General features: G+C 54.2%; 21 protein-coding genes and 1 pseudogene. 6 read left to right on the top strand and 16 right to left on the bottom strand.

Going from position 1 to position 21,658, the window contains the following annotated elements; translation table 11 throughout:
• Window positions 1-153: 153 nt before the first annotated feature.
• The gene (locus AK59_RS0109700; protein ID WP_023620296.1) at window positions 154-642 is read right to left on the bottom strand and encodes a cupin domain-containing protein; all 489 of its coding nucleotides are present in this window, start codon (window positions 640-642) and stop codon (window positions 154-156) included.
• Window positions 643-757: 115 nt separating this feature from the next.
• On the opposite strand from AK59_RS0109700, the gene zur reads away from it, so the two are divergent.
• Complete coding sequence (zur, locus tag AK59_RS0109695; protein WP_013095057.1) at window positions 758-1,270, top strand: zinc uptake transcriptional repressor Zur; 513 nt, start codon at window positions 758-760, stop codon at window positions 1,268-1,270.
• A 69-nt stretch (window positions 1,271-1,339) separates the two neighbouring features.
• Here zur and AK59_RS0109690 read toward each other — a convergent pair whose 3' ends face one another.
• The 5 genes and pseudogenes from AK59_RS0109690 to AK59_RS0109675 form a co-directional block, all read right to left on the bottom strand.
• A complete protein-coding gene (locus AK59_RS0109690) occupies window positions 1,340-1,549 on the bottom strand; it encodes a CsbD family protein (RefSeq protein WP_020686626.1) in 210 nt (69 codons plus the stop codon).
• A gap of 49 nt (window positions 1,550-1,598) precedes the next feature.
• A pseudogene (locus tag AK59_RS1000000125405) lies at window positions 1,599-1,673 on the bottom strand (hypothetical protein); the annotation flags it as partial.
• Window positions 1,670-3,007 carry an MATE family efflux transporter DinF gene (dinF, locus tag AK59_RS0109685; RefSeq protein WP_029882657.1) on the bottom strand — a complete coding sequence of 446 codons (1,338 nt, stop codon included), beginning with the start codon at window positions 3,005-3,007 and terminating at the stop codon, window positions 1,670-1,672. The gene dinF and the pseudogene AK59_RS1000000125405, both read right to left, overlap by 4 nt.
• 64 nt (window positions 3,008-3,071) lie before the next feature.
• Window positions 3,072-3,680: a transcriptional repressor LexA gene (gene lexA / locus AK59_RS0109680; protein ID WP_013095053.1), complete on the bottom strand. Its 609-nt coding sequence runs from the start codon at window positions 3,678-3,680 to the stop codon at window positions 3,072-3,074.
• 108 nt (window positions 3,681-3,788) lie between these two features.
• Complete coding sequence (locus AK59_RS0109675) at window positions 3,789-4,157, bottom strand: diacylglycerol kinase (protein ID WP_013095052.1); 369 nt, start codon at window positions 4,155-4,157, stop codon at window positions 3,789-3,791.
• 154 nt (window positions 4,158-4,311) lie between these two features.
• On the opposite strand from AK59_RS0109675, the gene plsB reads away from it, so the two are divergent.
• Window positions 4,312-6,732 carry a glycerol-3-phosphate 1-O-acyltransferase PlsB gene (gene plsB / locus AK59_RS0109670; RefSeq protein WP_013095051.1) on the top strand — a complete coding sequence of 807 codons (2,421 nt, stop codon included), beginning with the start codon at window positions 4,312-4,314 and terminating at the stop codon, window positions 6,730-6,732.
• 98 nt (window positions 6,733-6,830) lie between these two features.
• On the opposite strand, the gene ubiA is transcribed toward plsB, so the two are convergent.
• The 5 genes from ubiA to malK form a co-directional block, all read right to left on the bottom strand.
• On the bottom strand, window positions 6,831-7,700 hold the full coding sequence (ubiA, locus tag AK59_RS0109665) for a 4-hydroxybenzoate octaprenyltransferase (RefSeq protein WP_013095050.1): 870 nt from the start codon (window positions 7,698-7,700) through the stop codon (window positions 6,831-6,833).
• Between the two features lie 13 nt (window positions 7,701-7,713).
• The gene (gene ubiC, locus AK59_RS0109660; protein WP_029882656.1) at window positions 7,714-8,211 is read right to left on the bottom strand and encodes a chorismate lyase; all 498 of its coding nucleotides are present in this window, start codon (window positions 8,209-8,211) and stop codon (window positions 7,714-7,716) included.
• A gap of 180 nt (window positions 8,212-8,391) precedes the next feature.
• Window positions 8,392-9,336 carry a maltose operon protein MalM gene (malM, locus tag AK59_RS0109655; protein WP_023622494.1) on the bottom strand — a complete coding sequence of 315 codons (945 nt, stop codon included), beginning with the start codon at window positions 9,334-9,336 and terminating at the stop codon, window positions 8,392-8,394.
• A gap of 114 nt (window positions 9,337-9,450) precedes the next feature.
• A complete protein-coding gene (locus tag AK59_RS0109650; protein ID WP_013095047.1) occupies window positions 9,451-10,758 on the bottom strand; it encodes a maltoporin in 1,308 nt (435 codons plus the stop codon).
• A 71-nt stretch (window positions 10,759-10,829) separates the two neighbouring features.
• Window positions 10,830-11,939, bottom strand: coding sequence for a maltose/maltodextrin ABC transporter ATP-binding protein MalK (malK, locus tag AK59_RS0109645; RefSeq protein WP_008500080.1), 1,110 nt, complete (start codon window positions 11,937-11,939; stop codon window positions 10,830-10,832).
• Window positions 11,940-12,310: 371 nt separating this feature from the next.
• On the opposite strand from malK, the gene malE reads away from it, so the two are divergent.
• From malE to malG, 3 genes are all read left to right on the top strand, one after another.
• Complete coding sequence (malE, locus tag AK59_RS0109640; protein ID WP_014830274.1) at window positions 12,311-13,501, top strand: maltose/maltodextrin ABC transporter substrate-binding protein MalE; 1,191 nt, start codon at window positions 12,311-12,313, stop codon at window positions 13,499-13,501.
• A gap of 125 nt (window positions 13,502-13,626) precedes the next feature.
• Window positions 13,627-15,171, top strand: coding sequence for a maltose ABC transporter permease MalF (gene malF / locus AK59_RS0109635; protein ID WP_029882654.1), 1,545 nt, complete (start codon window positions 13,627-13,629; stop codon window positions 15,169-15,171).
• Between the two features lie 14 nt (window positions 15,172-15,185).
• Complete coding sequence (malG, locus tag AK59_RS0109630; protein WP_013095043.1) at window positions 15,186-16,076, top strand: maltose ABC transporter permease MalG; 891 nt, start codon at window positions 15,186-15,188, stop codon at window positions 16,074-16,076.
• A gap of 103 nt (window positions 16,077-16,179) precedes the next feature.
• On the opposite strand, the gene AK59_RS0109625 is transcribed toward malG, so the two are convergent.
• The 5 genes from AK59_RS0109625 to psiE form a co-directional block, all read right to left on the bottom strand.
• On the bottom strand, window positions 16,180-16,884 hold the full coding sequence (locus AK59_RS0109625; protein ID WP_029882653.1) for a GntR family transcriptional regulator: 705 nt from the start codon (window positions 16,882-16,884) through the stop codon (window positions 16,180-16,182).
• 40 nt (window positions 16,885-16,924) lie between these two features.
• Window positions 16,925-17,785, bottom strand: coding sequence for a DUF7916 family protein (locus tag AK59_RS0109620; RefSeq protein ID WP_029882652.1), 861 nt, complete (start codon window positions 17,783-17,785; stop codon window positions 16,925-16,927).
• A gap of 2 nt (window positions 17,786-17,787) precedes the next feature.
• Window positions 17,788-18,831: an oxidoreductase gene (locus tag AK59_RS0109615; RefSeq protein WP_029882651.1), complete on the bottom strand. Its 1,044-nt coding sequence runs from the start codon at window positions 18,829-18,831 to the stop codon at window positions 17,788-17,790.
• Entirely contained in the window at window positions 18,828-20,522 is a 1,695-nt protein-coding gene (locus tag AK59_RS0109610) for a PTS transporter subunit EIIC (RefSeq protein ID WP_029882650.1), read from the bottom strand. The genes AK59_RS0109615 and AK59_RS0109610 overlap by 4 nt, the downstream gene beginning before the upstream one ends.
• 146 nt (window positions 20,523-20,668) lie before the next feature.
• The gene (gene psiE, locus AK59_RS0109605; protein ID WP_000202963.1) at window positions 20,669-21,079 is read right to left on the bottom strand and encodes a phosphate-starvation-inducible protein PsiE; all 411 of its coding nucleotides are present in this window, start codon (window positions 21,077-21,079) and stop codon (window positions 20,669-20,671) included.
• 96 nt (window positions 21,080-21,175) lie between these two features.
• On the opposite strand from psiE, the gene AK59_RS0109600 reads away from it, so the two are divergent.
• Window positions 21,176-21,628 carry an acyltransferase gene (locus tag AK59_RS0109600; RefSeq protein WP_029882649.1) on the top strand — a complete coding sequence of 151 codons (453 nt, stop codon included), beginning with the start codon at window positions 21,176-21,178 and terminating at the stop codon, window positions 21,626-21,628.
• Window positions 21,629-21,658: the final 30 nt, after the last annotated feature.

Genomic DNA, 21,658 nt, shown 5'->3' with positions numbered 1-21,658 from the left:
TGTCGTTAATAACATCACCCTGTTTGTTATCACCCAAACAGGAACGAACTATTGCTGTGAATAAGTACAAAAAGACCCGCTATTTCCTTAAGTAAAACTCCGGACAGGCCTGTTGTTATTTGTGACGGCCCTCAATATTTATAGAAGAGGAAATTATTTTTTCCCAGGTTTTCCATCGTGCGGCCCAAAGAACTGAGGGGGATGATCAACCCAGCGATCTTCACGCGTGGCGGCATACTCCGGATTAAGCGGATAGTAGATTCGGTTGTGCTTCTTGTTAGCCTCGCCAACAACCAGTAATCGCACCTCTTCTTCGGTGTTATTAATAAAGGTATGGCAGACGCCGGTGCCAGCAGGAAACCCTACGCTGTCGCCGGGTTCTAGCTTCCACAAATAGCCGTTAATCCAGGCTTCCGGATACCCTTCCAGCACATAGATGAACTCTTCTTCGTCGCTTTCCGCGTGGGGATAGGAGGTTCGACGCCCGGGCGGCAAACGCTCGTGGTGAATACCGATTCGCCTGAGCCCCAGGTGACGAGCCAACGGTGCACCGATGGAGAAAAGCTCGTTGCTGTCGGGATAGGTTGAATTATCTGGCTCTTCCACGTCTCGCCAGTGCCGAATACAGTCAGGTTTTTTCATCATTAATTTCCCGGTTTGCGATGGGTCAGGTATAGCACAGCCTGGCGGATCTCGGCGTTTTTACCAGAACATGGTAAAGTGAGGGTTTTCCAGCCTATAACATCCGAGGTGCTAAATGGATAAGTCCACAAAAGAGCTGTTAGCGCAGGCAGAGAAGCTGTGCGCGCAACGCAATGTGCGCCTGACTCCGCAGCGCCTTGAAGTCTTGCGTCTGATGACCCTGCAGCAGGGCGCCATCAGCGCATACGACCTGCTCGACCTGCTGCGCGAAAGCGAGCCACAGGCTAAACCGCCTACGGTCTATCGTGCGCTAGATTTTCTGCTGGAACAAGGGTTTGTACACAAGGTCGAATCAACAAACAGTTATGTGTTGTGTCATCTTTTTGACCAGCCAACCCATACGTCGGCCATGTTTATCTGCGACCGTTGTGGCGTGGTGAAAGAAGAAGGGGCGGAAGGCGTAGAAGATATTATGCATACGCTGGCGGCCAGAATGGGCTTTGCTTTGCGCCATAACGTCATTGAAGCACACGGATTATGCTCTGCGTGTGTAGAAGTGGAGGCCTGTCGGCATCAGGACGCGTGCCACCATGACCACTCTATCCTCGTAAAGAAAAAGCCGCGTTAACAGCCAAAACAAAGGCGGCCCATGGCCGCCCTCAGGGAGTACTTCCTTGTACTGTCGGGTATCACACGGTTACCAACGGTAGTCGTTGCGTTTTTCCCAGTCGCCGACCTCTTTTTCCGCCTGGTCTTTCTCGTAACCGTAGCGTTCCTGAATTTTACCGACAAGCTGATCGCGTTTACCTTCGATGACCGTCATATCGTCATCCGTCAGCTTACCCCACTGTTCTTTCGCTTTACCTTTGAACTGCTTCCAGTTGCCGCCGATTTCGTCTTTATTCATCATCGTGTCCTCTTAGTTAAGCGTCGGGTCGTAACGTCCGTTACGTTCTTTTCTGCTGGACGTGATAATAATTGTAGTTAAGGATTCGGCAGTTGATTTCATATTCGGAATCTTTAACCGTCACGATATATCGTTGCGGGAAGGAAGCCAGGTATTGTTTTGCCAGTGCCGGTGCCAGATAAAGCCCAGTGACAGGCCTCGCAACGCGAGAAAGACCGCCAGGGAGAGCCATAAACCATGGTTACCCAGCCAGGGGAGCGTGAGCAGCGTCAGGGCAAAACCAGCCGCCGCCACCGCCATACTGTTACGCATCTCCGCTCCTCGCGTCGCGCCAATAAACATACCGTCCAGCAGATAGCACCAGACCCCCACCACCGGCAAAATGACCTGCCAGATGAGGTAATGGCTTGCCAGCTCGCGCAGTGCAGGAAGGGAGGTGAGTAACGCAATAATCTGTTCGCCAAACCAGGCGTAAATCAGCGCGAACGCCAGCGCCACCAGCCCCGACTGCCGACAGGCCGCCCGCCAGACATCCCGCAACTGACCACTTTCACGTGCGCCGTATGCCTGGCCGGAATGCGCTTCCACAGCATAGGCAAAGCCATCCAGTGCATAGGCGGTAAAGGTCAGCAGCGTCATCAGAACGGCATTCACCGCGACGATATCTGGCCCAAGCCGGGCGCCAAAGACCGTCAGTGCGCCGAAACAGAGCTGCAGCAGCAATGAGCGCAGCATAATGTCGCGATTAAGCGCCAGCAGGGTGCGGATATTGCCTCGCCATGCACTCTTGAGCAGTGTAACGGAGATCCCCCGCATGACAAGCACCCGCCAGACCATCCACAGACCGAGGATAAACGTCCCGTATTCGGCAATCGCCGTCGCCAGTGCCGCACCCTGCACGTTCATGTGCAGGCCCATCACCAGCCAGAGATCGAGCACGATGTTGAGGAGGTTGCCTACCACCAGCAGGATCACGGGCGCGCGAGCATACTGCACGCCGAGTAACCACCCCAGCAGAACCAGATTGGCCAGCGACGCGGGCGCGCTGAGCCAGCGAATTTCCAGGAAGCGTCGTGCCTGCTCCAGTACCGCCTCGCTGCCGCCAACGATATGCAGCGCCAGATCAATCAGTGGGGTACGTAATATAGCGATTAACGCGCCTGCCCCAAGCGCCAGAATTAACGGCTGAACCAGCGCACGCGCCAGACGCAAAGGATCTTTAGCACCGTACGCCTGCGCCGTGAGCCCGGTGGTACTCATGCGCAAAAAGAGCAGGAGCATAAAAAGGAAGCTGGTCGCCGTCGCGCCAATCGCCACGCCGCCCAGATAGATGGGTGAATCAAGGTGACCAATAACTGCCGTATCCACCAGCCCCAGCAGAGGAACGGTGATATTGGAAAAAATCATCGGCAGTGCAAGACGCCACAATGCCTTATCGGATGCCGTAAGCAGTGACATGAAAAAATACCGGGAGTGGATAAGGAATCAGGCCACGGCAGATCCGTAGCCTGTCAGGATGAGATTACAACCATTCTCCGTTGCGAATGACCCCTACCGCCAGCCCCTCGATAGAGAAGTTTTGTTCGCGGAGGTCTACCACAATCGGGGAAAACTCGTTGTTTTCCGGCAGCAGCTGAACCGTATTACCTTGCTTTTTCAGGCGTTTAACGGTGACTTCATCATCGATGCGTGCCACCACAACCTGGCCGTTACGCACGTCTTGCGTTTTATGTACCGCAAGCAGATCGCCGTCAAGAATACCGATGTCTTTCATGGACATACCGCTTACACGCAGCAGGAAATCCGCGCTCGGCTTGAACATGCCCGGATCAACCTGATAGTGGCCTTCAATATGCTGTTGCGCCAGCAGAGGTTCACCTGCCGCGACGCGCCCCACCAGCGGAATGCCCGTCTCTTCTTCCACCAGCAGGCGGATACCGCGTGAAGCACCCGATACAATCTCAATTACGCCTTTACGTGCCAGCGCTTTCAGGTGTTCCTCGGCAGCGTTCGGAGAACGGAAGCCCAGACGCTGCGCGATTTCCGCACGCGTGGGTGGCATACCCGTCTGGCCGATATGATCCCGAATGAGATCAAACACCTCTTGCTGCCTGGTCGTTAACGCTTTCATTCCGCCCCCTGGGTGTATATACAGTTATGCTGTGAGTATATACAGTCAAAGGCGATTTTGGAACCAAAAACTGCACAAAAAACCAGGGACTTAATTATTCCTCGAGGCTCATCGGAAATGTGACCAAAGCAGCGTGACCCAGGTGATGACCGCAGTGATAATCGCCAGCAACACGGCAGCAGAGCCCATGTCTTTTGCCCGGCCAGAAAGTTCGTGAAAATCAGAGCCAATACGGTCCACAACGGCCTCAATAGCGCTATTAAGAATTTCCACTATCATCACCAACAGCACGGAGCCGATCAGAAGCACGCGGGTAATGGCATCAACATCAAGGAAACAGGCGATAATCACCGCGACAATCGCGGCGACACCCTCCTGGCGAAACGCGGCTTCGTTGACCCAAGCGGCGCGAAAACCTTTCCAGGAATAGCCAGCAGCTTTAATGATACGGGTTAACCCAGTGGTATTATTGGCCATTAAAAGAACCTTTTATTTGAAATAGCGTCAATAACAGGAGGCGCAACGTGTTGCGCTGTAGCCTGAAGTATGACGGGTAACAACAGTAATTTCGCGCGCTTTCTGTTATCCTTGCGCCGCAATTGCATTATTAACCAGAGGCTTTACATCGTTTATGTCTGGCTGGCCACGAATTTACTACAAATTACTTAATTTACCATTAAGCGTCCTGGTAAAAAGTAAGTCTATCCCAGCAGAACCCGCGCTGGAATTGGGGCTCGATACGTCGCGCCCTATTATGTATGTTTTGCCTTATAACTCGAAGGCAGACTTGCTGACGCTTCGCGCCCAGTGTCTGGCGCATGATTTACCTGACCCGCTTGAACCGTTAGAAGTCGACGGTACGCTGTTGCCGCGATACGTGTTCATTCACGGTGGGCCACGCGTGTTTACCTATTACACGCCAAAAGAAGAGTCCATTAAGCTGTTCCACGACTATCTCGACCTGCATCGCAGCAATCCCGATCTGGATGTGCAGATGGTGCCGGTGTCGGTGATGTTTGGTCGTCGTCCGGGCCGCGAAAAAGGGGAAGAGAACCCACCGTTACGCATGCTTAATGGCATCCAGAAATTCTTCGCCGTCTCCTGGCTGGGGCGCGACAGCTTTGTGCGCTTCTCCCCTTCCGTCTCGCTACGCCGGATGGCCGACGAGCACGGCACCGATAAGATCATCGCGCAAAAACTGGCGCGCGTGGCGCGCATGCATTTCGCTCGTCAGCGTCTGGCCGCCGTTGGCCCTCGCCTTCCGGCGCGTCAGGATCTCTTCAACAAGCTGCTGGCTTCCAAAGCGATCGCCCGTGCTGTTGAAGACGAAGCGCGCAGTAAAAAGATTTCTCATGAAAAAGCACAGCAGAACGCCATTGCGCTGATGGAAGAGATTGCCGCGAACTTCTCCTATGAGATGATCCGTCTTTCTGACCGCATCCTGGGCTTTACATGGAACCGCCTCTATCAGGGCATTAACGTCCATAACGCCGAGCGCGTTCGCCAACTGGCGCATGACGGGCATGAAATTGTTTATGTGCCCTGCCACCGCAGCCACATGGACTACTTGCTCCTCTCGTATGTGCTCTATCACCAGGGGCTGGTGCCACCGCACATCGCGGCCGGTATCAACCTGAACTTCTGGCCAGCAGGCCCGATTTTCCGCCGCCTGGGGGCGTTCTTCATTCGTCGTACCTTTAAGGGCAACAAGCTCTACTCCACCGTATTCCGTGAATATCTGGGCGAGCTGTTCAGCCGCGGTTATTCCGTTGAGTACTTCGTGGAGGGGGGCCGTTCACGAACCGGCCGTCTGCTGGATCCGAAAACTGGCACGCTGTCGATGACCATCCAGGCGATGCTGCGCGGCGGCACTCGTCCCATCACGCTGGTGCCCATTTACATTGGCTATGAGCACGTCATGGAAGTGGGGACTTACGCCAAAGAGCTGCGCGGGGCGACTAAAGAGAAAGAGAGCCTGCCGCAGATGCTGCGCGGGCTGAGCAAGCTACGCAATCTTGGTCAGGGCTACGTAAACTTCGGCGAGCCGATGCCGTTGATGACGTACCTGAACAACCATGTTCCCGATTGGCGCGAGTCTATCGATCCTATCGAAGCGGTGCGTCCAGCCTGGCTGACGCCTACGGTTAACGGTATCGCGGCTGAGCTGATGGTGCGTATTAACAATGCCGGTGCCGCAAACGCCATGAACCTCTGCTGTACGGCGCTGCTGGCGTCACGTCAACGCTCCCTGACCCGTGAACAGCTTACGGAGCAGCTGGATTGCTATCTTGACCTGATGCGCAACGTTCCCTACTCGGTGGATTCAACGACGCCTGCCAGCACGGCGAGCGAGCTGATCGACCATGCGCTGCAGATGAACAAGTTTGAAGTCGAGAAAGATACGATTGGCGACATCATCATTCTCCCGCGCGAGCAGGCGGTGCTGATGACCTACTATCGTAACAATATCGCGCATATGCTGATGCTGCCGTCGCTGATGGCGGCGATCATTACCCAGCATCGCCGTATTTCTCGTCAGGAGCTGCTGCGTCATGTAGAGACGCTCTATCCGATGCTGAAAGCAGAGCTGTTCCTGCGCTGGAGCAAGGATGAACTGGCGATTGAGCTGGATAAAATGACCGAGGAGCTGCGTCGTCAGGGGCTAATTACCGTTGTTAACGACGAGCTGCATATCAATCCGTCACGCTCCCGTACGCTGCAACTGCTGGCGGCGGGTGCGCGTGAAACGCTGCAGCGCTACGCTATCACCTTCTGGCTGCTGAGCGCGAACCCCTCCATTAACCGCGGTACGCTGGAGAAAGAGAGCCGGACGCTTGCACAGCGCCTTTCCGTTCTGCACGGCATCAACGCCCCGGAATTCTTCGACAAAGCGGTCTTCAGTTCACTGGTACTGACGCTGCGTGATGAAGGGTTCATTAGCGACACGGGCGATGCCGAGCCGGAAGAGACGCTGAAGGTGTATCAGATGCTGGCAGAGCTGATTACCTCCGACGTGCGTTTGACGATTGAGAGTGCGACGCAGGGCGAGTGATGTGAAAAAGCCGGGTGGCGGCTTCGCCTTACCCGGCTCACAATCTGACGCTTCATATCATGCAGGCCCGGTAATCTTCAGCGTCACCGGGCTTTTTTTCAGCCAAAATAGCTCATCGCCAGCCCCAGGAACAGCACCAGGCCCACGTAGTTATTATTCATAAACGCTTTAAAACAGGCGTCACGCTCACGCTTTGCGATCAGCTTTTGCTGATAAGCAAACAGCAGCCCCGCCACCAGCACTGACCAGTAAAACTCCCAGTTGAGCCCGTTCAGGCGACCAATCGCCACCATCAGTGCCAGCACGGCGACCTGCAGGATACCGATAATCAGCTTGTCGTGACGACCAAACAGAATGGCGGTCGATTTAATGCCAATTTTCAGATCGTCATCGCGGTCGACCATCGCATATTGCGTGTCATAAGCCACGGCCCAGAGAATGTTCGCCAGGAACATCAGCCAGCAGCTCAGCGGTACCGACTCGCTGACCGCCGCAAACGCCATTGGGATCGACCAGCCAAACGCCGCGCCGAGCACCACCTGCGGCAGATGGGTATAGCGTTTCATAAACGGATAGACCCATGCCAGCGCGAGGGCCGCAACGGAAAGCAGGATGGTCATGGTGTTGAGGGTTAACACCAGCAGGAAGGAGAGCAGCACCAGCACGATAAACAGCACGCGGGCCTCTTTCTCTGTGACCTGCCCGCTGGGTAACGGACGATTAGCTGTCCGTTTCACATGTCCGTCGAATTTACGATCGGCGTAGTCATTGACCACACAGCCCGCCGCACGCATCAGCCAGACACCGGCCACAAACACGCCCAGGATCCACAACGGTGGAACGCCCGGCGTCGCCACCCATAGCGCCCATAATGTCGGCCACAACAGCAGTAGCGCGCCGATGGGTTTATCGGTACGCATTAAGCGGTGATAGGCCAGCAGCTTGTTCTGCGTCAGGCTCCACTCCATTTTTTTCTTCCTCTCAGTACAACGGCGATGCCGGTAAAAAAAGCTCCGTCAGTATTAACGGTTTACCGCTCAGGCGAAGACGGGAACGACGTCCCCACAGTTCGGCATCGCGTCCAATTTCAATAAAATCCCGGGTAAGTTCAGACGAGGTGAAAAGGTACCGCCCGAGCGGGGTATTTCCCAGCCGTTGCAGTGCCAGCTCTGGCCCGGAAAGGGTGGATTCAGGCACCACGGTTCGCCCGGCGAGCCACGGCTCACCATCCGCGCAGAGCAGAATTTCACGCAACCAGTAGCGTTCTTCTTTAGGTAACAGCGGCAGCTCACTGGTGATGTCAGCAGAGGTGACAAACCCTTCCTGAATCATCGTCACCGTAACCGTCTTGCCCTGTTGCTCAAAACGTTTAGTCATGGAATCTTCCAGCAGCAACCAGTCAAGCTGCTGCGGGTCAAGCGCAGGTATTTGGTCGAAATAGCGCAGCGAACGCAGTTGCGTTAGCGCAGGGTGTGACATGCCGGACTCTCCGATACATAACGTAATGGCATTGTATCGCAGAAAAGCGCATTGAGGGCGGTCAAACGTTATTTAGCGATCACTATCGCAACAATGGTGCAACAGCGCGAGCGGCACGAAAAAAAGTGCGCCCACTCAGGCGCACTAAACTACTAACAAATCAGCACTGTGGGGAAACGGTTACCCCTTGCCTTTTACACTGCTGATAAAGGTGGAACGGGCAGTGGTTGAACCTAAACGTTCGGCTTCATCAAGCAGTTTCAGCGCTTTATCGACATCGCCGCGCTTCACCGCCTGCTTAATGGCGTTGTTGAAGTATTCTTCGGTGTCGTTCAGTACCGGCTCAGCTTTCTTCGCCGGAGCTGGGGCTGCGGTCGCGGCTGCCGTAGCCGCTGGCGCGGTATAAACAGGTGCAGCGGTATTCCCCACAGTCACCGGACCAGGACCAGACGAGCCAAACAGTGGGCCAACGAGTACGCTGGAAGCGCTGTTGGTGGAAACTTTCAGTTTGACCAGGCCATCAGTGGTATGGCGGGCAAGCGGATCCGGAATATCCGGGACAGAGTTACCGGTGCCTTTGGCATAAGCTTTCGCCGGGTCAACCAGCTTTGTTGTCTGCTGCAAATCTTTCTCTGTTGTGAATACCAGCACGTAAATCTTTTGCTGACCCAGAGCAGGCGTCAGGCGCATAACGCCTTCCAGGCGGTCCGCACTCATCACGCCCGGTTCCTGATAGCTAAAATAGTCGCTCGGGAAGAACGCCGATGGCGTCATGTTTTGATCGAGGATCAAGACGTTTGGCGCAAACACACTGGTCTGTTTGTTCACTTCGCTGGTCAGCGTCAGGGTCAATTCACCAATGTTTGCCGGTACGCTATAAGCCGCAACGGGGCCAGAAATCCCCGGCACGTTCAGTTGTTGGCCACCCATAGAGAGCTGAGTCGACTGCGTTTTGGATTGATCAACCGGCGTCCATGTCAGTTGCTGGAGTGCCGCTGCCGGGATAGCGGGCGCAGCACTGGTATTTTGTGGCACGAAATTCACGTCTGCAAAGGAGACGGCCGGAACACAGGCTAACAGCCCCGCAGAGAGGCACAGCGCGACGAGACTTTTCTTCATTTTCATTGTTATTACCTCTGATAGCGTGAGCACTGCGGTGGCCAGGCAATAGCGCGCAGCACCCTAAGGAGAGAGGGGCTTGCGCCCCTCTTTTCAGGTCATTACGTCAGGTCTAACGAATTACCACCAGATTTCCATCTGGGCGCCGAAGGTCCACTCATCGTTGTCGCCACGGCTGAAGGTTTTCGCAGAGGTGTCACTGTAAGCCACACCGGAGGTGTAGCCAGTGTCGCTGTTGTTTGCGTAACCCCATTTCTCATCCCACTTCGCGTAGGTTGCGAAGACACGGATAGCCGGACGGGACCAGATGCTGTCGCCTGCCTGCCATTGCTGTGCCAGGGTGATTTTGTACTGGCTGTTCTTCTCGTCAGTTCTCTGAGATTTGACGTTGTCGTAGCCCACTTCAAGCAGGGTGCTCATGATTGGCGTCCATTTGAACATCGGACGAACACCCACGGTCCACCACTCGGTACCGTTGTTGTTGTCACGATCGATGTTCTGGTACATACCGACGTACATCAGGTCCCAACGGTCTGCCAGGGTGATTGCACCGTGGTCCAGCACACGCCACATGGAGCCATCGTTATCAACGCTACCGCCCTGTGGAATACCTTTGCCGTTAGAGGTCATGGAATCCGTACCGTACTGCAGTACGAACTTGTTGAAGCCCTTCATCATGCTCTGGGTGTGTTCAGCAGTGAACAACCAGCCATCTTTAGAAGCGCCAGGCTGCAGGTAGTAGTCGTCAGGAATGTTGGTGTGACCATAGTCAACGCCCAGCTCCAGCGTACCGCCCGGGTTGGTTTCCAGACCGGCTAAACGCACGTCGAAGACGTCGTTAGGTACAACGTTGTCATAAACACGGTCGCCGTTGGCATCACGATCGGCGAAGGTTGCAGAACCGCCTGATTCAGAAGAGCGAGTAGCTGCCAGAGAGAGTTTACCAAAGCCCAGATCGATGTTTTCAATACCGGCACCAGGACCTGAGATGTCCCAGTAGTAGAAGTCGATCATGTGGACGTCATGACGCTGATAGAAGCGCTTACCGGCCCAGATGGTGGAGCCTGGCAGCCACTCAATCAGGTTTTTACCCTGCACGTTAGCTTCACGGAAGGCCGGGCTGGTGGATTCCCAGTCGTTCTGCTGAGAAACGGAATACGCTACGTTAGTGTCGAAATAGAAGCTCTTGTCGCCCTCTTTCCACACTTCCTGGCCCAGTTTCAGCTCAGCGTACGTCTCACATTCGTTACCGAGACGGTATTTACTTTGAGCACCGGTTGCCTGGAAACATTGTTGTTCACCGCCACTCCCGGTCCAGCCAATGCCGGAACGAGCATAACCTTTAAAGTCTACAGCGCCTGCCTGGGCAGACATAATGCCTGCCGCAATGGCGAGTGCCAGAGGGACTTTGCGCAGAGTAATCATCATTCTATCTCCTGAGATCATTGCTTTTCTTTGAACACTTGACCTGTCGGTTTCGTGTCTTCTTTTGGGATTGCTTAAACGCCTGGCTCTTTGTGCAGCCGACGACATGCAGTGCCATCCTCGCGGAACAGATGGCAACGCTCTGGCGGCAAACCGATAGCGAATGTGGCACCCTCTTCTACCAACACCACGTCATTCTGGCGGTAGACCAGGTTCTGACGGATGGCGGGGATCTGGATATGAATCTGTGTTTCGTGACCAAGTTGTTCGACGACCTGAACTTCACCTTCCAGCGTCACATCGGCGATGTGGCTCGGCAGTAAATGCTCAGGACGAATACCGAGGGACATGTTGGCCCCCACCTGTACGTTGGCGCTGTCGACCGGCAGCCAGACTTGCTGACGGTTTGGCAACTCCACCTGTACCTGTTCAATGGCTGTCGCCGTGACTTTGACGGGCAGGAAGTTCATCTTTGGCGAGCCAATAAAGCCCGCAACAAAGCGGTCTGCCGGATAGTGATACAGCTCCAGCGGTTTACCCACCTGTGCCACGCGGCCTGCGTCCAGCACCACAATTTTGTCGGCCAGCGTCATCGCTTCGACCTGATCGTGGGTGACGTAAATCATCGTGCGGCCAAGACGTTTATGCAGACGGGAGATTTCGATACGCATCTGGACGCGCAGCGCGGCATCCAGGTTAGAAAGCGGTTCATCCAGCAGGAAGACGCGTGGTTCGGCCACCAGCGTACGGCCAATCGCGACGCGCTGACGCTGACCACCGGAAAGCGCCTTCGGTTTACGCTCCAGCAGGTGTGCCAGCTGTAACACTTCTGCCACCTGCGTGACGCGCTGGTTAATCACCTCTTTTTTCGCCCCCGCCAGCTTCAGGCCAAAGGACATGTTCTCGGCGACGGAGAGATGGGGATAAAGTGCATAAGACTGGAACACCATGCCAACGCCACGTTCGGCAGGCGGAATGTCGTTCATTCGGGTATCACCAATCAGCAAATCACCGCTGGTGATGGTTTCAAGACCGGCAATCATACGCAGCAGAGTTGATTTACCGCAGCCAGATGGGCCAACAAACACCACGAATTCACCTTCGTGGATGTCGAGATTGATGTCTTTTGACACCACTACGTCGCCCCAGGCTTTCGTTACATTACGCAGCTGTACGCTCGCCATGCCCTTCTCCCTTCGTTACAACCTGTCACCGACAGAAACATTCAAGATAAGTTCACTATGGGGTATCCATTACTTTCGCGAATCCTCCACCCCCCGGCTTTTTTATGGGGGAGGAGGCGGGAGGATGAGAGAGCAGGCTCTGCGACCGCAGCTGGCGGGCTGAGGCAAAATTCGTGAAGCCACCTGCAAAATTCAGCGTGTTTTTATGTGCGCCAGCACTCATAACTTAAATTTATGCAACACAGATCACACAAACCGGGGGTGGGGCGTAGGGGTTGGGAGGATGGAAAGAGGATGTCAAATAAGGAGACTGAGTGACGTTGAACCACCTTATGTATCCACGAGCACATCACCAAAAAAGGATGGCAGATATGAAGATCAAGACTGGCGCACGCGTTTTCGCATTGTCCGCCCTTGCAGCAATGATGATTTCCGCACCGGCTCTCGCCAAAATTGAAGAAGGTAAGCTGGTTATCTGGATTAACGGCGACAAAGGCTATAACGGCCTGGCCGAAGTGGGTAAAAAATTCGAAAAAGACACCGGTATCAAAGTCACCGTAGAACACCCGGACAAGCTGGAAGAGAAATTCCCGCAGGTTGCGGCAACCGGTGACGGCCCGGACATCATCTTCTGGGCGCATGACCGTTTCGGGGGTTATGCACAATCCGGCCTGCTGGCGGAAGTCACGCCTGATAAAGCCTTCCAGGACAAACTGTTCCCGTTCACCTGGGACGCCGTTCGCTATAACGGCAAGCTGATCGCTTATCCAATTGCAGTGGAAGCCCTGTCTCTGATTTATAACAAAGACCTGGTGCCTAACCCGCCGAAAACCTGGGAAGAGATCCCGAAACTGGATAAAGAGCTGAAAGCGAAAGGTAAGAGCGCGCTGATGTTCAACCTGCAGGAGCCGTACTTCACCTGGCCGCTGATTGCTGCCGATGGCGGTTACGCGTTCAAGTTTGAAAACGGCAAATATGACGTCAAAGACGTGGGCGTGGACAACGCGGGTGCGAAAGCGGGTCTGACCTTCCTGGTCGATCTGATCAAGAACAAACACATGAACGCGGATACCGATTACTCCATCGCGGAAGCGGCGTTCAACAAAGGCGAAACCGCGATGACTATCAACGGTCCGTGGGCCTGGACCAACATCGACAAGAGCAAAATCAACTACGGCGTGACGCTGCTGCCAACCTTCAACGGCAAGCCGTCTAAACCGTTCGTCGGCGTGCTAAGCGCAGGTATCAACGCCGCCAGCCCGAACAAAGAGCTGGCGAAAGAGTTCCTCGAAAACTACCTGCTGACCGATCAGGGTCTGGATGAAGTGAACAAGGACAAACCGCTGGGTGCCGTTGCGCTGAAATCCTTCCAGGATCAGCTGGCGAAAGACCCACGCATCGCGGCAACCATGGATAACGCCCAGAAAGGCGAAATCATGCCGAACATCCCACAGATGGCCGCGTTCTGGTATGCCACCCGTACTGCGGTAATTAACGCCGCAAGCGGTCGTCAGACTGTCGATGCCGCGCTGAAAGATGCGCAGGGTCGTATTACTAAGTAATGCCGTAGTCCCCTCTCCCTCTGGGAGAGGGTTAGGGTGAGGGTTGTCGCTATCCGCACGCCCTCACCCCGGCCCTCTCCCCCAGGAGAGGGAGAAAAGATCAAACGTTGTAGAGGAAGAACCCCATGGATGTCATTAAAAAGAAACATTGGTGGCAAAGCGACGTGCTGAAGTGGTCAGCGATCGGTCTGCTCTGTCTGCTGGTGGGTTACCTTGTTGTTTTAATGTACGTACAAGGGGAATATCTGTTCGCCATCATGACGCTGATTTTAAGCTCTGCTGGCCTGTATATTTTCGCCAACCGTAAGGCATATGCCTGGCGTTATGTCTATCCGGGCGTGGCCGGGATGGGGCTGTTTGTCCTGTTCCCGCTGATCTGTACTATCGCTATCGCATTCACTAACTACAGCAGCACCAACCAGCTCGCACAAGAGCGCGCCACTCAGGTGCTTCTGGACCGTTCTTATCAGGCAGGCAAGACCTTCAACTTTGGTTTGTATCCTGCGGGTGATGAATGGAAATTAGCACTGACTGACGGCGAGAGCGGCAAAACCTATATTTCCGACGCTTTCAAATTTGGCGGCGAGCAGAAGCTGGCCTTAAAAGAGGCCTCTGCCCTGCCGGAAGGCGAACGCGCTAACCTGCGTATCATTACCCAGAACCGTCAGGCGCTGACTCAGCTCACCGCCGTGCTGCCAGATGAAAGCAAAGTGACCATGAGCTCGCTGCGCCAGTTTTCCGGCACGCAGCCACTCTATACCCTGGCGGATGACGGCACGCTGACGAATAACCAGAGCGGCGTGAAGTACCGTCCGAACAACGATATTGGTTTCTATCAGTCTGTAAACGCCGACGGCAGCTGGGGCGATGACAAACTCAGCCCGGGCTATACCGTGACTATCGGCTGGGACAACTTTACCCGCGTGTTTACCGACGAAGGGATCCAGAAGCCGTTCTTTGCTATCTTCGTCTGGACGGTGGTCTTCTCCGTATTGACGGTACTCCTGACCGTTGCCGTGGGTATGGTGCTGGCCTGCCTCGTGCAGTGGGAAGCCCTGAAAGGCAAAGCGATCTACCGCGTGCTGCTGATCCTGCCGTATGCCGTACCGTCGTTTATCTCAATTCTGATTTTCAAAGGGCTGTTTAACCAGAGCTTCGGTGAAATCAACATGATGCTGAGCGCGCTGTTCGGCATCAAACCGGCCTGGTTCAGCGACCCGACCACCGCCCGTTCGATGATTATCATCGTCAACACCTGGCTGGGTTATCCGTACATGATGATCCTGTGCATGGGCCTGCTGAAGGCTATCCCGGACGACCTGTATGAAGCCTCGGCAATGGATGGCGCGGGTCCGTTCCAGAACTTCTTTAAGATTACGCTGCCACTGCTCATCAAGCCGCTAACTCCGCTGATGATTGCCAGCTTTGCCTTCAACTTTAACAACTTCGTGCTGATTCAGCTGTTGACCAACGGTGGCCCGGATCGTCTCGGTACCACCACGCCAGCCGGCTATACCGACCTGCTCGTGAGCTACACCTATCGCATCGCCTTTGAAGGCGGCGGCGGTCAGGACTTTGGTCTGGCGGCAGCGATTGCCACCCTGATCTTCCTGCTGGTTGGCGCGCTGGCGATAGTGAACCTGAAAGCCACACGTATGAAATTTGACTAAGGAGGGCATCGATCATGGCTATGGTACAACCCAAATCTCAGAAACTGCGCCTCCTGGCGACGCATTTAGGGCTGCTGATTTTTATTGCGGCGATCATGTTCCCGCTGCTGATGGTCATCGCCATCTCCCTGCGTTCGGGTAACTTCGCTACCGGCAGCCTGATCCCGGACGAAATCTCCTGGGAGCACTGGAAGCTTGCGCTGGGCTTCAGCGTGGAGCATGCCGATGGCCGCGTTACCCCGCCGCCGTTCCCGGTACTGCTGTGGCTGTGGAACTCGGTGAAAGTGGCCACCATCACCGCGATCGGCATCGTGACGCTCTCCACCACCTGTGCGTACGCCTTCGCCCGTATGAAGTTCCCGGGCAAGGCCTCACTGCTGAAAGGGATGCTGATTTTCCAGATGTTCCCGGCGGTACTGTCTCTGGTCGCGTTGTATGCCTTGTTTGACCGCCTGGGGCAGTATGTGCCGTTTATCGGCCTGAACACCCACGGCGGCGTGATCTTCGCCTATCTTGGCGGTATCGCCCTGCATGTGTGGACCATCAAAGGCTATTTCGAAACCATCGACGGCTCGCTGGAAGAAGCGGCGGCGCTGGATGGCGCGACTCCATGGCAGGCGTTCCGTCTGGTTCTGCTGCCGCTGTCGGTGCCTATCCTGGCGGTGGTGTTTATCCTGTCGTTTATCGCCGCCATCACCGAAGTGCCGGTCGCGTCTCTGCTACTGCGTGATGTGAATAGTTACACCCTGGCCGTGGGTATGCAGCAATACCTCAACCCGCAAAACTACCTGTGGGGCGACTTTGCCGCGGCGGCCGTACTCTCTGCCATCCCGATTACCGTGGTGTTCCTGCTGGCGCAGCGCTGGCTGGTCAACGGCCTGACGGCGGGCGGTGTGAAAGGTTAAGTTTCATCTGTTATGCCACTGCAACCCTCAACTTTAGACGTATTGTATTAACCCAACTTGTGACTGTTGTTAGGCGCTCTTCGGAGCGCCATTTTTTTATGGGTCAGACACGCACAAAGTCAGTCTCAAAGTTAAAGGTATGCCAGAGATGGCGGGCGCAGGAGTATTCAAACAGCTTGCCGTTATCGAGAAATGCCGTCTGCTCCACCTGAATAAGCGTGGTGGGTTCGGTCAGCTCCAGCCACACCCTTTCCTGCTCGCTGGCGTTTCGCCCGGTGACTTTCATATGTGCGCTATGGACGGTACACCCCAGCTCATGGGTAATGTACGCGTAAATGGAATGCTGAACATGGCTCAGAGCCAGACGAGGAAACAGCGCGACAGGCATCCATGTGTACTCCACGATGGAAGGGATCTCCGCTATGACGCGTACCCTGTGGATTTCATGCACCAGTTCACCCTCAGGGATTTGCAATTTTTGCGCGATATCGGCAGAGGCAGGCACGGCGGTATATAACTGCACGCGAGTGGTAAGGGTTTTCCCCTGAGTGGCGCAGCGCTGCGCGGTGCCTATCAGGTGTGAATTGCTTGCCGCAGAAACCTGGCGCTTAACAAACGAGCCTAGCCCACGCTTGCGCAACACCAGTCCCTCGCGGACGAGCAAATCCAGCGCTTTGGTGATGGTTAGCTCGCTACATCCAAATTCAGCGGCGAGCCTTGCCCCTTCGGGCAATTTTTTGTCGGGAGCATAGATGCCCACCATAATGCGCCGCCGCACTTCATGGTAGATCTCCATATACTTAGGCATAACGCTCTCCGCAAACGGCCCCTTACAGGGCCGACTCAAATTAACGAGACAGGGATGCAGCCATACGCACCCAGGTGTGCCGTCGGCCACGGATAGCGAGGGATAAGGCATTCATCGCTTCCGGGTCGGCCATGCCTGCCACCCCTGCGTCGCCAAAATTATGCATGTCGCTACCGCAACGTTTACTGGCCAGGCCAATGTCGCGCACCGTAGCACAATCCGCACCTTCCTGACTACTGCTCAGCGTGGTGATGGCAAGCCCTCCCAGCGACTGCACTGCCTGCGCAATGTGGCTGACGCGTCCTTCCGATGCCCCCCGGCATCCGCCTGGTGCCGAAAAGATAGCGCCATCTGCGCCTGCACTGATATAGCCAGCATACTCCTGGGGTTGCGCCAGCCCGGAATTATAAAATTTCGCGGCCAGAATCAGCTTATCGGTTTGCGCCCTGAGCGCTGCTATCGCCTGACACATACGCCCGGCCGTCACCCCGGGCTTGTCATAGCCGGTCAGGCAGTAAAAATCCGCATGCCGCACTGCCTCCAGATGCGCAGGCAGAAAAGCGCCGGGGCTGGAGAGATCGTCTGCGGGCAGGACTTCAAAATTGACGCCTGTTAAACGCCCCGTCAGACATTTCACCTGGCTGACAGGATCGGCGCCAAAACGTTCTTCTCCGCCGTTCAATGCGGGCCGCTGAAAATGGATCCCCTTGAGCAGCAGAAGGTCGGCGCCAAACGCGCACAACAATTCCGCATTCGTCACCTCTGCAAACAGCGGGGGCGCCTGCACGGCAATTTCGGCCATAATGACGCGCCCTTCGCTGGCGCTGATGGCATCTCGTAAGCTATCGCCGGTAATGGGGCCACGAAAGTCGCTGGCCCGGCAATTCAGAAGCCGTTTCATCTTTACGCCTCCTCTTCGAGAGAAACGATGGCAGGTGTTGGCTGTTGAAATGCCTTTTGCAAAATGTCGAGATTGGTTAACGCTTCTTGCTCGCTGACATAGTTGGCCTTGCCTGAGGAGAGTGTGTCGTAAAGCGCGTCATAAACGCGTCCGTAGTCGCCGGGTACCGCCGGCAGTTCCTCCCGGAAAGAACATCCTGCGTCATCGATATACTCCAGCACCGCGCATTCACGATCTTCACCAAAACCTGGGTCCCCAGGCATAATGCCCGCCTTCAGGCTGGTTTCCTGCTGGTCGATACCATAGCGAATAAACGAGCCTCTCGTACCGTGTACCGTGAATCTCGGCGCGGGTATTTTCACCAGATGGCTGGTTTTCACGATCGCAGTCGTCTTCGGGTAATAGAGGTGAACGGTGAAGGCGTCGTCAGGGTTGAGCGGGTTTCTCTGGCGCTGAAGATGGTACCCGACCTGCTGCGGACGCCCCAGCAGGGCGATAATTTGATCGAGCGTATGCACGCCAAGGCCATAAAACGCGCCGTCGAAATAACTGCCGGGACAGGTTTCCGACGCCGGGCGAAAATAGTCAAAATGGCTTTCGATCTCGACAATTTCCCCCAGTTTACCGCTCTCAATCGCTTGTTTCATGGTCAAATAACAGCTATCAAAACGTCGGTTTTGAAACGGAGAGACGGTTAAGCCCTTTTCTCTCGCCAGAGCAAACAGCGTTTTCGCTTCTTCTGGGGTGGTTGTAAAAGGTTTCTCGACCAGCACGTTTTTGCCGTGTGCCAGACATAGCCGGGCATACTCAAAATGGCTATCAGGATGGGTGCAGATAACCACCAGCTGAAGCGTATTGTCTTCCAGAATATCCTGCAGCCGGGAGGTAAAACAGATGTGTTGATAGTGCGGCTGCGCTTCAACCTCTGGCTTACGCGCAATATCATAAATACGCTTTACGTTGTATTTATCCTTGCGGCATAAAACATAAGGGAGATGATAGCGCGTGGCGCTTTTACCAAAGCCAATATAGGCGCAGTTAATCATACGGATTCCTTTTTAAAGTATGGCAGGGCGGCATGAATTACCGCCGGTCCATCAAGTTTGCTGAAGTGCTGAGGGTCAAGGGGGATCACCGGGCAGTGGTGATTGATATCCTGAAGAAGGGTTTCCTGGAGATACGCGATTTGCGGACCCAGCAATATAAGCTGGGCGTTTTTATATTCATCGACCAGTTTACCTGCATTCACGGCATACACATTGAGCGTACAATTCTGGCTTTCGCAATATTTTCGCATTTTGCTGGCCATCAAAGAGGTCGACATACCTTCATTGCAGGCCAGAATAATGGTTTTCCCATCCAACCGATGAATATCATTGTCCTCCTGCAGCGTTATTTCTGACTCAGAGGCGAGAGTATTAATTATCGTTTCATTGCTGCGTTTGATTAACGAACGCTCATAGGCGGTTAAAAAAGGTAAATAGATTACGACCCCAAGCGCTAATAGCAGGATCTGCAAAATGACATTACGAAAATCACCGCCGGATCCGAGCCAGCCAGAAATAAGCGGAGGCACTGACCAGGGAACGTAGGCAACAATTTTTGAGACCCACCCCCAGGCGGTTGCAAAGTACGCGATCGTAAAATTAATTTGCGGATAAAGGATAAAAGGGATCATCATTAACGGGTTGTAGAGTACCGGGAAACCAAAAATGACCGGCTCGTTAATATTAAAAATGCCTGGGGCAATCACCGTTCTGGAAAAGTTACGGTGGCTGGACATATGGCTTCGAACAAACACTGCCAGCAGCAGGGCCAGCGTGCTCCCGGTTCCTCCCATATGACCATACAGATCGCGAAATGGCAGAACGATAATATGGGGTGGGATCTGCCCGCTGGCAAAGGCGGACATGTTTTCCTGCATCGCTACCAGTAAGGGAGGTTCAAGAATGGGATTAATAATCCCACCCGGATGTATCCCCAACGAAAAGAGAAGATTTGTCAGGGTCGTTAACACCAGAAAACCGGATAAATTAGTCGTTAAATGTACCAGCGGCGCCTGGATGAGATGCTGAATCAGCGTCGGGATTTCAGTATGAAGGAAAAGATTAACGCTAAATGCAACCAGCGCGAAAATAGCGACGGTTAGCATAATTGAAAACATCGACTGGAAGGATTGTACCACCATGGAAGGCACATCATCTCCTAGCCGGATCTGTAATTTTTTATTTTTCGAAATCCATAAAAAAAGATTTGTTGATAACACCGCCGTCAGTATTGCCAGAAAGACACCGCCAGCATTGGTACTGCCATAGAAGACCATCCCGGTAAGCCGAACCTGCTGACCATCGGCCAGGGTTTGCACGGTTTCAATGGGCATTAATGCATAAAACACCGCCAGCGCAACCATAGCGGGAATGACTGGCGTAGGGTGTTTTTTCTTACTGGCAATATGATACGCAATTAATATCACCAGCATCAGCGATAAAATATTCATTGTACCGTTAAGTACGCGCTCGCCAATATTGCGTAGCTGTACCAGGGTGTCAGTGGATAACAGATCGCTCAATATGCCTTTCGGATCGAGAAAAACATAATTAAGCATGATGAAGAGTCCAGCCAGGACAAGGAACGGGACAGAAATAATAAAACTGTCCCGTAGACTTCGAAGATGGACTTCTGATGCCAGCTTTTGCGAGACGTCAGTTATCCGCTCCAGTATTGAAGAGTGGGCCATGCAGATCACCTGTCGAATAGATTAAGTATGTGGCAGTTAATTTCAGTACCGCGTATTCCTGAACTGCCACACATTTAAAACTATATAGTTTTAAATTAAATCTATATAGATCACATTTTGACCGCATCTCTTCCGCGTCAGAGCGCCTATTCGCGCTTCAGCCGCTTCGAATTACACAACCAGAGCGTGATCACCAGCAGCAGGATCGCCGCCGAGTAGATCAGCACATCAAGGGGAGATTTATGATCGACGATGATCAGCCGCACTATCGCGGTGATCCCAATGTAGACAAAATAGCGCAGCGGGAAGTGAAAGCCTGACTGGAAATACTTCACAATCAGGGCGATAAATTCAAAGTAGAGAAAGTAGACCACCAGGCCTTCCACCAGCGCATATTTGCTGGTTTGCTCGGGGGCGAACAGTACATCCGCCAGATGCACCGTCTCTTTACCCAAAAAGACGACCAGGATCAGGCCAAGGCTCAGCAGACCGAGGTTGAGCACGGTCTGGAGGATAGTTGAGATGAACTCAACGCGCGGGCGAGTCAGGGATGTCATACAGCACCTCATTCTCCAGGGCGAGGTTCCTGTATAACGCAAAAATGTGACGTGGATCTATATTTTTTAATTATGTTTTATGTACGGAGGTAACGAATGGAGCGCAGACCTACCGGGGTTCGCAACGTAACCTGTGGTGAAAATGTCACCCTGTATGAGCCCTGCAATCTCTATGACTGCGTGCTTGGCAACGGTGTGTTTATCGGCCCGTTTGTTGAAATTCAGGGCAATACGCGCATTGGCGACGAGAGCAAAATTCAGTCGCACACCTTCATTTGCGAGTACGTCACCCTGGGCGAACGCTGTTTCATTGGCCATGGGGTGATGTTTGCCAACGATATGTTCCGCGACGGCAAACCCAATGCTGACCGGAACAGCTGGGGACGCATTACCGTGGGAAATGATGTGTCGATAGGCAGCGGGGCGACCATCCTGGCGGTCTCCATCTGCGACGGGGTGGTGATTGGTGCGGGGAGCGTGGTGACCAAATCCATCACCGAGAAAGGCGTTTATGCGGGAAACCCGGCGAAGCTACTGCGCCGTCTTTGATTCGCCCGGTGGCGCTGCGCTTACCGGGCC

Source organism: Enterobacter sp. T1-1, assembly GCF_000710795.1.
Taxonomy (GTDB): Bacteria; Pseudomonadota; Gammaproteobacteria; order Enterobacterales; family Enterobacteriaceae; genus Enterobacter; species Enterobacter cloacae.
Note: the sequence above shows the minus strand (reverse complement) of the source record. Positions and strands in the feature narration are given on the sequence as shown.

Bases quoted from the DNA above. Each gene is read 5' to 3' on its own strand.
- AK59_RS0109700 (WP_023620296.1), bottom strand. From the start codon at position 642: ATGAAAAAACCTGACTGTATTCGGCACTGGCGAGACGTGGAAGAGCCA.
- psiE (WP_000202963.1), bottom strand. From the start codon at position 21,079: ATGACATCCCTGACTCGCCCGCGCGTTGAGTTCATCTCAACTATCCTC.
- ubiC (WP_029882656.1), bottom strand. From the start codon at position 8,211: ATGTCACACCCTGCGCTAACGCAACTGCGTTCGCTGCGCTATTTCGAC.
- ubiA (WP_013095050.1), bottom strand. From the start codon at position 7,700: ATGGAGTGGAGCCTGACGCAGAACAAGCTGCTGGCCTATCACCGCTTA.
- AK59_RS0109650 (WP_013095047.1), bottom strand. From the start codon at position 10,758: ATGATGATTACTCTGCGCAAAGTCCCTCTGGCACTCGCCATTGCGGCA.
- AK59_RS0109600 (WP_029882649.1), top strand. From the start codon at position 21,176: ATGGAGCGCAGACCTACCGGGGTTCGCAACGTAACCTGTGGTGAAAAT.
- zur (WP_013095057.1), top strand. From the start codon at position 758: ATGGATAAGTCCACAAAAGAGCTGTTAGCGCAGGCAGAGAAGCTGTGC.
- AK59_RS0109615 (WP_029882651.1), bottom strand. From the start codon at position 18,831: ATGATTAACTGCGCCTATATTGGCTTTGGTAAAAGCGCCACGCGCTAT.
- lexA (WP_013095053.1), bottom strand. From the start codon at position 3,680: ATGAAAGCGTTAACGACCAGGCAGCAAGAGGTGTTTGATCTCATTCGG.
- AK59_RS0109620 (WP_029882652.1), bottom strand. From the start codon at position 17,785: ATGAAACGGCTTCTGAATTGCCGGGCCAGCGACTTTCGTGGCCCCATT.
- AK59_RS0109675 (WP_013095052.1), bottom strand. From the start codon at position 4,157: ATGGCCAATAATACCACTGGGTTAACCCGTATCATTAAAGCTGCTGGC.
- malF (WP_029882654.1), top strand. From the start codon at position 13,627: ATGGATGTCATTAAAAAGAAACATTGGTGGCAAAGCGACGTGCTGAAG.
- malK (WP_008500080.1), bottom strand. From the start codon at position 11,939: ATGGCGAGCGTACAGCTGCGTAATGTAACGAAAGCCTGGGGCGACGTA.
- malE (WP_014830274.1), top strand. From the start codon at position 12,311: ATGAAGATCAAGACTGGCGCACGCGTTTTCGCATTGTCCGCCCTTGCA.
- malG (WP_013095043.1), top strand. From the start codon at position 15,186: ATGGCTATGGTACAACCCAAATCTCAGAAACTGCGCCTCCTGGCGACG.
- AK59_RS0109690 (WP_020686626.1), bottom strand. From the start codon at position 1,549: ATGAATAAAGACGAAATCGGCGGCAACTGGAAGCAGTTCAAAGGTAAA.
- dinF (WP_029882657.1), bottom strand. From the start codon at position 3,007: ATGTCACTGCTTACGGCATCCGATAAGGCATTGTGGCGTCTTGCACTG.
- AK59_RS0109610 (WP_029882650.1), bottom strand. From the start codon at position 20,522: ATGGCCCACTCTTCAATACTGGAGCGGATAACTGACGTCTCGCAAAAG.
- plsB (WP_013095051.1), top strand. From the start codon at position 4,312: ATGTCTGGCTGGCCACGAATTTACTACAAATTACTTAATTTACCATTA.
- AK59_RS0109625 (WP_029882653.1), bottom strand. From the start codon at position 16,884: ATGCCTAAGTATATGGAGATCTACCATGAAGTGCGGCGGCGCATTATG.
- malM (WP_023622494.1), bottom strand. From the start codon at position 9,336: ATGAAAATGAAGAAAAGTCTCGTCGCGCTGTGCCTCTCTGCGGGGCTG.